10 protein-coding genes are annotated in these 13,508 nt (G+C 63.8%); 7 read left to right on the top strand and 3 right to left on the bottom strand.

Going from position 1 to position 13,508, the window contains the following annotated elements:
* Nucleotides 1-284 precede the first annotated feature (284 nt).
* Nucleotides 285-1,466 carry a glycosyltransferase gene (locus tag ACTHN9_RS09490; protein ID WP_440536505.1) on the bottom strand — a complete coding sequence of 394 codons (1,182 nt, stop codon included), beginning with the start codon at nucleotides 1,464-1,466 and terminating at the stop codon, nucleotides 285-287.
* Nucleotides 1,467-1,924: 458 nt separating this feature from the next.
* On the opposite strand from ACTHN9_RS09490, the gene ispH reads away from it, so the two are divergent.
* The 4 genes from ispH (at nucleotide 1,925) to ACTHN9_RS09510 (ending at nucleotide 6,355) form a co-directional block, all read left to right on the top strand.
* On the top strand, nucleotides 1,925-2,869 hold the full coding sequence (ispH, locus tag ACTHN9_RS09495; RefSeq protein WP_440536506.1) for a 4-hydroxy-3-methylbut-2-enyl diphosphate reductase: 945 nt from the start codon (nucleotides 1,925-1,927) through the stop codon (nucleotides 2,867-2,869).
* A 10-nt stretch (nucleotides 2,870-2,879) separates the two neighbouring features.
* A complete protein-coding gene (gene hpnH / locus ACTHN9_RS09500) occupies nucleotides 2,880-4,037 on the top strand; it encodes an adenosyl-hopene transferase HpnH (protein ID WP_440536507.1) in 1,158 nt (385 codons plus the stop codon).
* Between the two features lie 189 nt (nucleotides 4,038-4,226).
* Nucleotides 4,227-5,714 (top strand): cache domain-containing protein, encoded by a 1,488-nt coding sequence (locus ACTHN9_RS09505; protein WP_440536508.1) that lies wholly within the window; start codon nucleotides 4,227-4,229, stop codon nucleotides 5,712-5,714.
* Nucleotides 5,711-6,355, top strand: a complete 645-nt coding sequence (locus ACTHN9_RS09510; protein WP_440536509.1) for a response regulator — start codon at nucleotides 5,711-5,713, stop codon at nucleotides 6,353-6,355. Before ACTHN9_RS09505 ends, ACTHN9_RS09510 begins: the two co-directional genes overlap by 4 nt.
* A gap of 14 nt (nucleotides 6,356-6,369) precedes the next feature.
* On the opposite strand, the gene ACTHN9_RS09515 is transcribed toward ACTHN9_RS09510, so the two are convergent.
* On the bottom strand, nucleotides 6,370-6,966 hold the full coding sequence (locus ACTHN9_RS09515) for an MlaC/ttg2D family ABC transporter substrate-binding protein (RefSeq protein ID WP_440536510.1): 597 nt from the start codon (nucleotides 6,964-6,966) through the stop codon (nucleotides 6,370-6,372).
* A 230-nt stretch (nucleotides 6,967-7,196) separates the two neighbouring features.
* On the opposite strand from ACTHN9_RS09515, the gene ACTHN9_RS09520 reads away from it, so the two are divergent.
* The 3 genes from ACTHN9_RS09520 to ACTHN9_RS09530 are packed head-to-tail and all read left to right on the top strand — an operon-like array spanning nucleotide 7,197 to nucleotide 11,604.
* Entirely contained in the window at nucleotides 7,197-9,833 is a 2,637-nt protein-coding gene (locus tag ACTHN9_RS09520) for an MMPL family transporter (RefSeq protein ID WP_440536511.1), read from the top strand.
* Nucleotides 9,826-10,800, top strand: coding sequence for an MlaA family lipoprotein (locus tag ACTHN9_RS09525; protein WP_440536512.1), 975 nt, complete (start codon nucleotides 9,826-9,828; stop codon nucleotides 10,798-10,800). The genes ACTHN9_RS09520 and ACTHN9_RS09525 overlap by 8 nt, the downstream gene beginning before the upstream one ends.
* A 12-nt stretch (nucleotides 10,801-10,812) precedes the next feature.
* Nucleotides 10,813-11,604 carry a TSUP family transporter gene (locus tag ACTHN9_RS09530; RefSeq protein WP_440536513.1) on the top strand — a complete coding sequence of 264 codons (792 nt, stop codon included), beginning with the start codon at nucleotides 10,813-10,815 and terminating at the stop codon, nucleotides 11,602-11,604.
* Here ACTHN9_RS09530 and ACTHN9_RS09535 read toward each other — a convergent pair.
* Nucleotides 11,574-12,410, bottom strand: a complete 837-nt coding sequence (locus tag ACTHN9_RS09535) for a hypothetical protein (protein WP_440536514.1) — start codon at nucleotides 12,408-12,410, stop codon at nucleotides 11,574-11,576. The genes ACTHN9_RS09530 and ACTHN9_RS09535 overlap by 31 nt on opposite strands.
* Between the last annotated feature and the right edge of the window lie 1,098 nt (nucleotides 12,411-13,508).

The following is a 13,508-nucleotide window of genomic DNA, read 5'->3' on the forward strand; positions in this document are numbered from 1 at the left end:
AAAATGGAACGGGGCATCGGACTCACTTCCCGATGCCCCGGATGCTCACCATATTTTCAAAACGACGATCTAGCGCCGTTCGCTTGCTTTTTAGGACTGAATCACGTGATTGATGTCAATCGGGACGGCTCGCCGAGGGGAGCAGCGAGGGGCGCGCGGGGGCGCGCGAAACGGCCGATACGATAGGTGCGGGAAGACATTTGATAAATCCGAGGGTGCTCCATGCGGCGACCTCCCCCATATCGGCCTGCATGGCCCGCCACAGGTAGGCAGAGCGGCTCTGCTCACCCCCCCTGCGCAGGCGCCTGAACCCTCGCTTTCCATTGCCCGCCCTTACCGCGCCAATAGCGCACCGCCGAAGCAAACGTCGCCCCCACATAAAACAGCGCAACGAGCGGCAGCGCCGGCGCCCACAACGGCGAGCGTCCGTAGTAGCGCAGCATCGGCGCATAAGCGCAGCACATCGCGGCCCATGCAAGCCACGCCGGCCACCCGAGCGGCCCGAGCACCAGCGCGACGACGGGCGGGGCAAGATAGATCACGGTCATCCCGAGCAGCGTGCCCACGAGCAGCCACGCCGAATAATGCAACTGCGTAAAGGCCGTGCGCGCAATCATGTTCCAGATCTCGCCGGGGCCGTCGTAAGGACGCAGCGAACGGCTATGCGCCGCGACATCGAGCCGGATCGGATGGCGGCCTTGGCCGCGATGCTTGATGCGGGCCGCCAGCGAACAATCGTCGATCAACGCCGCCCGAATCGACTCCATGCCGCCCGCTTCTTCAAGCGCCGTGCGTTTGACGAGCATGCACCCACCGGCCGCCGCGGCCGTCTTGTTGCGCGGATTATTGACCCAATTGAACGGATACAGCTTCGCGAAGAAGAAAACGAAGGCCGGAATCAGCGCCTTCTCCCAGATGGAATCGCACCGCAACCGCACCATCAACGAGACGAGATCGCGCTGCTCGATCGCCGCGCGTGCGACCAGTTGCGCAACCGCATCGGCCGGATGCGCGATGTCAGCATCAGTGAGCAGCAGGTAATCGGCCGAAAGGCCTCGCTTGGCGATCGCCGCCACCCCTTGCGATTGCGCCCAAACCTTACCGGACCAGCCCGCCGGCAGCGGTTCGGCTTTGAGCACCGTCAGCCGCTCCGGCTTTCCCAGCGCGAGCGCGGCCGCGCGCGCGCAGTCGGCGGTGCCGTCCGTGCTGTGATCGTCGACGACGATCACATGAAACTCGCCGCCGTACGCTTGTTCGAGCAAGGACGTAACGGCCTCGCCGATCGCGTCGGCTTCGTTACGGGCCGGCACAACCGCCACCACGGCCGGCCAAGCCTCGATCGCGGCGCTTTGCTCGCGCGAGAGCGGGGGCGCGCAGCGCGTGCGCCAAAATCCGCCTCGCGCAAACAGCAACACGCACCAAATCACGAGCGAAAGAACCGACAAACCGAACAACACGGCGCTCATGCCTGCCTCCGGCTCGGCTCGGCGGTCTCGGCGGCGGAACGAACCTGCGAACGCATAGCGGTCGGGCCCTGGGCGTCATCGGCCAAATAGTAAGAAAAATGAGCAAAACGCATCGAGCCGGCCATACGTTGAAATGAAATTGAAAGGATGTGCGTCTAAACGACAACATCGGCAAAAATTCGCCATTCGTCGTTTCGCCTGCGAAGCCCGATAGTTTAGCGGCTCGCGGCAGCCGTGGGCGCCGGGCGCACGGCACCTTCGCGTCGATTTGGTTGACACATTCTTGCAACGCCTGTCTACCCGCCCGGCAGCGTTCCCGTCCCGATAGCGTTAGAATGCGCGTTTGGGTTGGTTTGCCGGCTATCACGCCCGCTTTCTAATAATAGTTGGAGTCTGGGCTTATCCCGTCGCATATAGCCGGCGGCTCGATACCCCGATTCGGTCGGAGTTCGCCACACATGCGAGTCATCCTTGCTCAACCCCGCGGCTTTTGTGCGGGCGTCGTCCGCGCGATCGAAATCGTCGATCGCGCGTTGCAACGGCACGGTGCCCCCGTGTACGTGCGCCATGAAATCGTGCATAACCGGCACGTCGTCGAAAATCTGCGCAGCAAGGGCGCGCGTTTCGTCGAAGAACTCGATGAAGTTCCGCACGGTGCCGTCGCGATCTTCAGCGCGCACGGTGTCGCACAAAGCGTCGAGCACGACGCGCAAGCGCGCGGCCTCGACGTACTCGATGCCACGTGCCCGCTCGTCACGAAAGTGCACGTGCAGGGGCGTCAATACGTGGCGGCCGGCCGCACGCTGATTTTGATCGGCCACGCCGGGCACCCCGAAGTCGAAGGCACGATCGGCCAAATCCCGGGCAAGGTGCTGCTTGTCCAAAGCGAGGCTGAAGTTGCCACGCTCGAATTGCCCGATGACACGCCGCTCGCCTACGTCACGCAAACGACGCTGTCGGTGGACGATACGCGCGGCATCATCGAAGCGTTGATGCGCCGCTTCAGCAATATCGTCGGGCCGGACACGCGCGACATCTGCTACGCGACGCAAAACCGGCAGGCCGCCGTGCGCGAATTGAGCGCGCAAGTCGACGTGCTGCTCGTCGTCGGCGCGACGAACAGCTCGAACTCGAATCGCTTGCGCGAGATCGGTGCCGAAACCGGCGTGCCGAGCTATCTCGTCGCGGACGGCTCGGAGCTTCAGCCGGAATGGTTTGCCCATGCCCAAGCCGTCGGCATCACGGCCGGTGCATCGGCGCCCGAGGAAATGGTCGAGCACGTCATTGACGCGCTGCGTGCGCTCGGTCCCGTCGAAGTCTCGACGATGGCCGGCCGCGAAGAAAAAGTCGAATTCAAGCTGCCGGCGAAGCTCCTCGAGCCCGTCGCCGCACGCCAAGTTTAAGGAGGTTGCTTTGTCGATCCCACTTCTGCAAAAAGTTCGCGTCGGCGCCTATATCGCGCGCCAACATTTCAGCGGCAACAAGCGCTATCCGCTCGCGCTGATGCTCGAGCCGCTCTTTCGCTGCAACCTCGCCTGCAACGGCTGCGGCAAGATCGATTACCCGGATCCCATTCTCAACCAGCGGCTGTCGGTCGAGGAATGCCTCGGCGCCGTCGATGAATGCGGCGCGCCCGTCGTATCGATCGCCGGCGGCGAGCCGCTCTTGCACAAGGAAATGCCCACGATCGTGAAGGGCATCATCGCGCGCAAGAAGTTCGTCTATCTGTGCACGAACGCGCTGCTGATGGAAAAGAAGATGGACGACTACGAGCCGAGCCCGTACTTCGTCTGGTCGGTCCACCTCGATGGCGACCAAGCGATGCACGATCATTCGGTATCGCAAGAAGGCGTCTACGACAAGGCCGTCGCCGCGATTCGCGAGGCGAAGCGCCGCGGTTTCCGCGTCAACATCAACTGCACGCTGTTCAACGACGCCAAGCCGGAGCGCGTCGCGGCGTTCTTCGATACGCTCGGCCCGATGGGCGTGGACGGCATCACCGTCTCGCCCGGCTACGCCTACGAGCGCGCGCCGGACCAGCAGCACTTCCTGAATCGCGACAAGACCAAGCAGCTCTTCCGCGAAATCTTCAAGCGCGGCAATCGCGGCAAGAACTGGTCGTTCAGCCAGTCGGCCATGTTCCTCGATTTCCTCGCGGGCAACCAAACCTATCACTGCACGCCTTGGGGCAACCCGGCGCGCACGGTGTTCGGTTGGCAGCGTCCGTGCTACCTCGTCGGCGAAGGCTATGCGAAGACCTTCAAGGAACTGATGGAGGAAACCGATTGGGACGCCTACGGTACCGGCAACTACGAAAAGTGCGCGGATTGCATGGTCCACAGCGGCTTCGAGGCGACGGCGGTGATGGATACCGTTGCCCACCCGCTCAAAGCGCTCGGCGTGAGCCTGCGTGGCCCGAAGATCGAAGGCGCGTTCACGAAGGACATCCCGCTCGATAAACAACGTCCGGCCGAATACGTGTTCTCGCGCCACGTCGAGATCAAGCTTGAGGAAATCAAGCACTCGGCCTCGGCCAATTCGAAGAACGCCCGCGCGGCGGCGGCGCACTAACGCGCGCACCCGCGAATCGCTCTACTGTCCGACAAAAGGCGCGGTCCCGGTGGGCCGCGCCTTTTTGCTTTGTGGGTGAACCCAATATCCAAGCGCGGTTTTCGCGCGGTAACATCGGGCCACGGCCTAATCGATTCACCGGCTTCACGTAGCCTTCTTGCAAAGCGGCGCTTCGCCCTTCCGGTCGCGATGAAAATCAAAACGAAGATCTTTCTGCTGGCGATCGTGCCTTTTCTCGTGGCGATCGCGGGCATCGGCATCGGCGTGCGCTTGCAGGCGACGGCGCTCGCCGACGCGCAGCGTGCGACGGTCGAAACGGCCTATTTATCGAGCAAGCAAACGGAACTAAAGCATTACGTCGAACTCGCGACCAGCGCGATCGAGCCGCTATACGACGCGGGTGCCTCGTCAGGCGCCTCGAATGCATCGAATGCCACGAACACTTCGATCGCCGCAAACCGTGCAAACGACGATGCAGCGCGCAAACGCCAAGCGCTGGCGGTCCTGCAGCGCATGGATTTCGGTCCGGACGGCTACTTCTTCGTCTACGACATGCAGGGCAATTCGCTGATGCACCCGCGCGAGCCCGATCTCGTCGGACACAATTGGTGGCTGCTCAGGGACCCGAATGGGGCGCTCACGATTCAACAGCTCATTGCCGCGGCGAACAAGGGCGGCGGCTACGTGCGTTACGTCTGGCATCGGCCATCGACCAACCGTTTGGAGCCGAAGCTCGGCTACGTCGTGCCGCTGCCGCGCTGGGGCTGGATGATCGGCACCGGGATCTATCTCGACGGGGTCAAGGAAACGCTCTCGGGCATCGATACCAGCGCTTCGGCCAACATCGGACGCACGATGACGTGGATCGGTATCATCGCGCTGGCCGGCTTCGGCGTCATCACCGCCTGCGCGCTGTTCTTGAACGTGTCCGAGCATCGCAGCGCCGATGCGAAGCTGAAGCGTCTCGCGCAGCGAGTCGTCGAATCGCAAGAACAAGAGCGCGCGCGCCTGTCCCGCGAACTGCACGACGGGATCAGCCAAATGATGGTCTCGGTGAAGCTGCTGCTCGAATCGGCGCTCGCCCGCTTGGAACGGGCCGGTGCGCCGCACACGCGCGTACCCAGCGCCGAGGCCGCGCTCGGCACCGCGTTGACGCGCTTGTCGCACGTGCTGCGCGAAGTGCGGCGCATCTCCCATGCGCTGCGCCCTTCGATGCTCGACGATCTAGGTCTCACTGCCGCACTCGAGCAATTGACGCGAGAATTCGCCGAGGAAACAGGCATCGAGATGCAAGTCGAAACCGATGCCGCTTCGCGCAAGACCGCCCTGCCGGCAGCGGTCAACACGGCATTGTTTAGGATTGCGCAGGAAGCTTTGATGAACATCGTGCGGCACGCGCAAGCGTCGCATGCAACGTTGGCCTTTGCCGTGCAGGGTAAAACGGCGACTCTGACGATTGCGGACGACGGACAAGGCTTCGACGTCGAGCACGCTCAGGCCGACGCCCGCGGAGGCATCGGCTTGCGCAATATGCGCGAACGGCTAGATGCACTCGCTGGTATCCTGGCGATCGCCTCGCAGCCCGGGCAAACGGTCGTCACGGCGACGGTGCCGCTGCCGCCTCCCCATTCAACGCCGCGCGCCGCCGAACTCGCGCAGACCGATCGTCCGTCATGAACGCGCCCGCTCCTTCTCGCTCCGCCAAGATCATCCTCGTCGACGATCACCCGCTCGTGCGCGACGGCCTACGGCTGCGCCTCGAAGGCGTGCCGGGCTTCATCGTCGCCGGCGAAGCGGGCGGCGCCCTGGAGGCGCTTGCCCTGGCCGAACGCTTGGCGCCGGATCTCGTCTTGATGGATGTCGGCATGAATGGGATGAACGGCATCGCACTCGCCGGGGTTTTTCATGAACGCTTTCCGGCCGTGCGCGTGCTGATGCTGTCGATGCACGACAACGTCGAATACGTGACGCAGGCGGTGCGCGCGGGCGCGAGCGGTTATGTCCTGAAGGATTCGCCGGCCACGGAAATCGTGCACGCGATTTCGGCGGTGCTCGACAATCGCACGTATTTCAGCGCGAGCATCGCCGCCCGGATGATTCAAGCGAGTGCGCTTCAAACGCCGGCGGAACGCCTAACACCGCGCGAGAGCGAGATTTTGGATGCCCTGGCAGAAGGGCTCTCGAGCAAGCAGATTGCCGAGCGCTATGGATTATCGGTACGAACGGTCGAAACGCACCGCCTGAACATCAAGCGCAAGCTCGAGATCGAAGGACAGGCCGAACTGATCAAAGTGGCGGTGGAGCGGCGCCGGCGCTAACCGGCGCCGGCCGTTTACTCGGCGCGCGCGTTGTGCGCCGCGAGGAACTTGATAAGCCCGTCGATCCCGCCCTGGCTCAGTTGCGCTTTGAACTGATTCTGATAAACCTGGATCAGCCAAGCGCCCGACATGTCGATGTCGTAAATCTTCCATTCATTGCCGTTCTTGCCCAGCCGATAACCGACTTGCTGGCTGTCGCCCGGCGTCGTCACCGTCGACATCACAAGCGCGTCATTGGCCGTCGCCTCGTCTGCCTTGAACGAAAAGCGCGCATCTTGCGTGCCCAATTGCGCCAGCGAGGCCGCGTACGTGCGCGTCATCAGGACTTTAAATTGCTTCGTCAACTCCTGCTGCTGCGCGGGTGTCGCTTGCTTCCACGCGTCGCCGACTGCGATCCGGGCTGTCCTCTCGAAGTTCGTAGCCGGCAAGAAGTGCGTCTGCACGACCTGCGCGATCTTCGCCAAATCCCCCCCGCGCGCGGCAGGGTCTTGCTTCATCGCATCGACGGTCCCCACGACGGCTTGCTTGACGACATCGACAGGCGCCGTTTGCGCCCAAGCGGCGGCGCTCACGAACGCCGCGGTGAAAAAAGCGAACAAATGACGTTTCATGGAATTTCGAGCTCGATTGAAAGGATGCCGACCGCGCCCTGCGTGCGCGAGGGACCGATAGGCGGTGCGGGAAGTATACCGATCCCGGTCGATTCCGGCTTCGACAGGCGATTTCGACGCACGCCGAGAGCGGGCGGTACACAAGCGCGCCGCACGGCCGCCGCCGGTGCCGGCCCGTCCCCCGGTATACTTAGGCGTTTTGCCTCCCTCGCTCCGTTGCCGCCTGCCCCATGCTGACGCCCCTTATCGTCCGACTCGTCGACTGGTCCGTACGCCGACCGATCTGGGTCGTCGCCCTTGCCTTCGTGCTGGCTGCGGCGAGCGGCGTCTATACGGTACAGCATTTCAAGATCAACACCGACGTTAGCAAGCTCATCGAAACCGATGCGCAGTGGTCGGCGCTCGGCGATGCGATGGACCGCGCTTTTCCTCAGCGCGACGAAACCATCCTGGCGGTCGTGCAAGCGGGGGCCCCCGAAATGGCCGACGCAGCCGCCGATGCCCTGGCCGGCGCCTTGTCGGCGCCTGCGCACCGGGCGCAAATCGGCGCGGTGTCGCAGCCCGGCGGCGGGCCGCTGTTCCAGCACGATGGAATGCTGTTCCTGCCCACGGCCAGCGTCGCCAGCACGACTGCGCAGCTCTCGCAGGCACGCCCGCTCGTCAATACGCTCGCGCACGATCCGAGCGTGACCGGCCTTTCGACCACGCTATCGACCATGCTCGGCCTGCCGCTGCAGTCGGGCCAAGTGAAGTTGCCTGCGATGGCGAATCTGCTCACGCGCGCGGCCGATACCGTCGATGCGGTGTTGGCGGGCAAGAATGCGGCATTTTCGTGGCGCGCGCTCGTCGATGCGGACGCGGCCCACCAACCCGCGCGCGCCTTCGTCACCGTGACGCCCGTGGTCAATTACGGTGCGCTGCAAGCGGGCGCGCAGGCGTCGGACACTATTCGGGCGGTCGCTCGCCAGCTCGACCTGCAAAAGCGCTATGGCGCCACCGTGCGCTTGACCGGCGAGCAGCCGCTCGCCGACGAGGAATTCGCCTCGGTCGAAGACGGCGCCGTCGTCAACGGCATCGGTACGCTCATCGTGGTTCTGGCGATCCTTTGGCTGGCCCTGCGCTCGAAACGCATGATCCTCGCCGTACTGGTCACGTTGGCCGTGGGCTTGCCCATCACGGCCGCACTCGGCCTCATGATGGTCGGCTCCCTGAACATGATCTCGGTGGCGTTCATGGTCCTGTTCATCGGGCTCGGCGCCGATTTTGCGATCCAGTACGGCGTGAAGTACCGGGAAGAGCGCCATCGCGACGAACGGCTCGATCACGCGCTCGTCGGCGCCGCGCATTCGATGGGCCTGCCGTTGACGCTGGCGGCAGCCGCTGTCGCCACAAGCTTTTTCTCGTTCCTGCCTACGGCCTATCGCGGCGTATCGGAACTCGGCCTCATTGCGGGCGTCGGCATGATCGTCGCCTACTTCAGCACGATGACGCTGCTGCCGGCCCTACTCAAACTCATGGCCCCGCCGGGCGAAGCCTCGCGTCCCGGCTTTCCGCGCTTGGTGCCGATCGACGATTTTCTGCAGGACCATCGCAAGCCGATTCTCATCGGCACGCTGCTCGTCGTCCTCGGTGCGACGCCGTTGCTGCTGCATCTGCGCTTCGATTTCAACCCGCTGCATCTGAAGGATCCGACGACGGAATCGATGGCCACGTTGATGTCGCTGAAAGATTCGCCCGAGGCGTCGATCAACGATGTCGCCGTGTTGGCGCCGTCGCTCGCGGCCGCCGATTTGACGGCACGCCGCGTGGGCGCGCTGCCGGAAGTGGGACGGGTCACGACGCTCGGCACGTTCATTCCTCCCGATCAGCCGCAAAAGCTCGCGTTGATCGCGCCCGCGGCGCAGGCGCTGCTGCCCGCGCTGACGCAAGCGAGCGCACCGGCGGCATCGGACGCCCAACGCGTGGCGGCCTTGAAACGCGCCTCGAACCAGCTTGCCTATGCCGCCGACGACTACCCAGGCCCCGGCGCGCAGCCTGCGCGACGGCTGTCGGCCGCACTGGCCAAGCTCGCCGCGGCCGACAGCGCCACGCGCGAGCGCGCCGAAGCCGCCTTTTCGACGCCGCTGCGGCTAGCCTTGCATCAATTGACAACGCTTCTTCAGCCGTACCTGCTCACGCGCGCCACGTTGCCGCCCGAACTCGTACGAGATTGGGTGGCCCCCGACGGCCGCGCCCTGGTGCAGATCTCGCCCCGGGTACCGCCCGGCGTCGATTCGGACGACGACGCGATGCTGCGCCGGTTCGCGCATGCCGTGAAGCGCGCGGAACCCGGCGCGATCGGCGGGCCGATTTCGATTCTGCACTCGGCCGATATCATCGTGAAAGCCTTCCTGCAGGCGGCGGCCTGGGCCGTCCTCTCGATCACGGTGCTGTTGTGGATCACGCTCGGCCGCTTCGGCGACGTACTGCGAACGATGATCCCGTTGCTCGTATCGGCGCTGGTCACGCTCGAACTTTGCGTCGTCTTCGATATGCCGCTGAACTTCGCGAACATCATCGCGTTACCGCTGATGCTCGGCGTGGGCGTGGCCTTCAAGGTCTACTTCGTGATGGCGTGGCGGGCGGGCCAGACGAGTTTGCTCTCATCGAGCCTCACGCATGCGGTATTGTTCAGTGCGGCCACGACGGCGACGGCATTCGGCAGCCTTTGGCTCTCGCACCATCCCGGTACCGCGAGCATGGGGCGGCTGCTTGCCCTGGCACTCTCTTGTACGCTTGTCGGCGCTGTCGTGTTCCAGCCCGTGTTGATGGGCAAACCACGCGCCGCGCGCGCCAAAGAGAAACAACTCAAAGGAATCGATGGATAACCTACGAACCTTGACCGCGCTCGTTCCCGTCGCGGCCCTATTGGCCGGCTGCGCGAGCCCGAGCACGCGCACGCCCGGCGACCCGTTCGAGCCGATGAACCGTGTCGTCTTCAAGGTCAACGATACGATCGATCAGACGATCGCCGTCCCGATCGCGAAGGGTTATCAAAAGATCACGCCGCACCCGCTGCGTACCGCGATCAGCAATTTCTTCTCGAATTTGGGCGATCTGAACAACTTCGCGAACGAGTTGCTTCAGTTAAAGATCACCGATGCGACGCAAGACCTGATGCGCTTCGCGATGAATACGACGTTCGGCATCGGCGGGCTCATCGATTTCGCGACGCCGGCCCGCTTGCCGAAGCACCACCAGGATTTCGGGCTGACGCTGGGGCGCTGGGGCATCCCGTCCGGCCCTTACCTCGTGCTGCCGATCTTCGGGCCGAGTTCGTTCCGCGACGGCGTGGGGTTGGCCGTCGATACGCGCTTTAGCCCGTTGATCTACGTGCCCACCGACGCGAAAAAGCCGCTTTACGCCTTGCAATTCGTCAGCGCCCGGTCGGACATGCTCGGCGCGACGGACATCCTCGAGCAAGCGGCGCTCGATAAATACTCGTTCGTACGCGACGCCTATACGCAACAACGCCGCGCTGCGCTAAGCGCCGGCTCGTCCACGCCGCCCGCGCTGCCCAATTACGGCGACGAAGACGAAAGCGCCACGGGCGCGGCCCCCGCCGCGCCGGCCAGCGCGAGCCAAGCGGCGCCGGCCACGGGCGCATCCGGTACGGCGGCCACTGCACCGGCGTCGGCGCCTGCGCCTGCGCCTGCGCCTGCTTCATCGCCTGCACCGGCCTCAGCGTCGGCCGCGTCGCAGCCGGCTTCCGGCCCGGCCGTGCCCGCCGCGGCGTCGACACCCGCCACTGCGACGCCCGTTCCTAAAGGCACCAGCGACACCCCACCCCAATAGGCAGACCTCACCATGCTTCACGCCGCTTCTCAGGGCGTGCTCGGATCGACGCTGCATGCGCTCCACCCGTACGCGTTGGCCGGCATCGTGGCGGCACTGGTTGTCGGCGGTATCGTCAAAGGCATCGTGAGCATCGGCGTGCCGCTCGTCGCCATGCCCATCTTGAGTCAGATGATGCCCGTCAAACAAGCGGTCCTGCTGCTCTCGATGCCCGTGATTCTCGGCAACATCCCGCAAGCATTGGAAGGCGGCGAAACGCTAGCCACCGCGCGGCGTATGGCGGCGCCGCTGATCGGCACGGTGCTCGGCAATGTCGTGGGGGTATCGATCCTGATCTCGCTCGAGCCGCACCATGCACAGGCGGCCGCCGGCGGGTTGCTCGTCTTTGCGGCGCTGCTGCTCCTTGCTTCGCCGCGGTTCACGCTTGCGCCCGCTTGGGTCAAGCCCGTCGGATTCGTCCTCGGCTTCGGCGCGGCGCTCATGGAAAGCATTGCATCGATCCCGGGGCCGTTGCTCGCGATCTATCTCATCGCCACGGGCGCGCGCGGCAAGGCTTTCACGAAGCAGATGGCGATCATTCTCGTGGTTTCGATCGTGACGCTGCTGCTCGCGTTCAAAAGCGGCGCGCATGCGTCGGGTACCGACCTGCTGATCTCCGCGGCCGCCAGCGTGCCGGTGATTGCAGGCATGGCGATCGCGCGGCCGTTGCGCGACAAGCTGCCGCCGCAGGCGTTTCGCGTGATCGTCCTGCTGTTCGTGCTCGGTGCCGCCGTTCAGATGATGCGCAAAGCGCTGGGTTGGTAACGCGAGCGTGCCAAGCTCATGCCGCTTCGTTTCGAGTCACGCGGCGGTTGCGGTTGCGCCTCCACATGCAGGTAGGTCGTATCGCGGGATCTCGCATGCCAGCGCTTTACGTGCGCATGCGGACGTGGGTGTCCATGCGCTCTGCCCCGCTGGGCGTGCCGGCTTTGGGGGCTTTGACCGCTTTCCGCTCTGCCCGGATGGATTTGCGCGCCGCGCGCATTCCCATTGGACGGCGCCGCCCCACCGAGTGCACCTGAGGCTCCCTGCGTCCCTAGTCCGTCGTTCGTTGGCCCGGCGAGATTCGAAGCGTTCGATCCATTCGATGGGATCGAGCCATCGGCCGATTGCGACACGCCATCGCGCGATGCGGGGGAAATAGAAGACCGATCGTATCGATGCAGTAACGTCACCCCGCCGAAGAGCACGACGAAGGCGGCGAGCAGCATGCCCATGCTGCCCTTCAAGCCCCATTGACGTAGCCGGAGAAAGATCGACGAGCGTGTGCGGGCATCCGGGTCGTCTGCCGGCGGAACGGAGGACGTTCCCGCGGGATCGGACCACGGCGTATCGAGGTCGCCTTCGAAATCGGTAGGCGCGAACGAACGCATTGGGGGCTCGAAGCGTGCGGCCACAGCTTCAGGGCTGCCGGCTCCGTGCGAAACATGCGAAGCGCCTTCTCCCGCGAGCGGCGCGAGTTCTGTCCGCGTGCCGCAATGCGGGCAAAAGGCGCCAGGCTGCCAAATGCGGCCGCCGCAGCTTGCGCACACCGTCGGATGTTCCAACTCGCGAGCGGTCTGATCGCTCATGCCGGTGCCTTTAGTGGACGAACGAAGCGGACATCGCGCCAAGCTTCGAAATCGCGCTCGCAGGCACGAGCAAAGGCAACCGCTCGATTTGAAAAAAGCACTCCATCATGACGTCAGTCAATCGCATCGAACGAATGACCCACTATGGTGGTGTACTTCCTATGCGTCAAGGGTGCCAGCTCCCGTCCCCATCGGCTAAATCAGCCACAAGTTCGCCTATTTTGGACAGTCGGGTATATCGGCGATAACGTGCGCGACTGCGGGAAGCCAGCGTCGCGCGGCGTCGACCTCATTGAGGGCTGGGGGACTGTACCGCATATCGGAAAGTCAACGTCGAAAACCCCACAAGTCCCCCTTACCGACGGCAGCCGGCTCCTCGCCGTCTCGATAGACTGTCGTCGCACTCTCGTCGTATCCGCCCGCGAATCCTCGGGCTACTTTTCGTCTCTGAAGCCGGGCCTTGTGGGTTCTTCTCCGGCGAATGATCGTAGTAGTGAGGATCGAACCAATCGTTGACCGAGTCCTTCCCATAGAAACCCATGTCGTAACACCCGATCGGATTAGGCGGATACGCCGACGGGATAAATGCAGATTTTCGACATACCGAGACCGGGCACGAGTTTATCGGCAATCGTGTCTTCGGATGGGAAGTTCCGATCCGGTTCCCACTTGCCATTGTCAGGGAAAGCGAGCTATAGAATCGAATTCTAGGGGATTCAGATCGGGAGTCGTTATAGGCTCGATGCGCCAACCGCTCGTGGCACCTCGCAATTCTTTCGTTTCGAATTCCGGCCGAGCCACCACTATTTTTACTGCACCCCTCGGTTATAATTCCGCCCTTGCGTCAAAAAACAAGCTGCCAATATAAAGCAATAGCGGAAGGAGGCCATAACAGCCTCGAGCTATCCGGCATATTCGGCCGCTCCGAGCAAGCAACCGACCATAAATCGCATACAAAAGAACCCCATCATGGCCGATTCGGGCGTCTTAATCCCCAAACCGACCGACGTGTTCGTGTCGCCGCTCTACAAGCTGCATCCTGCCGACGTCCAAGCCGGCATCGACGTCTTCGACAAATGGCTGCGCTCCATTAGCGAT

Origin of the sequence: Trinickia sp. (assembly GCF_051953405.1) — a bacterium.
GTDB lineage: Bacteria > Pseudomonadota > Gammaproteobacteria > Burkholderiales > Burkholderiaceae > Trinickia.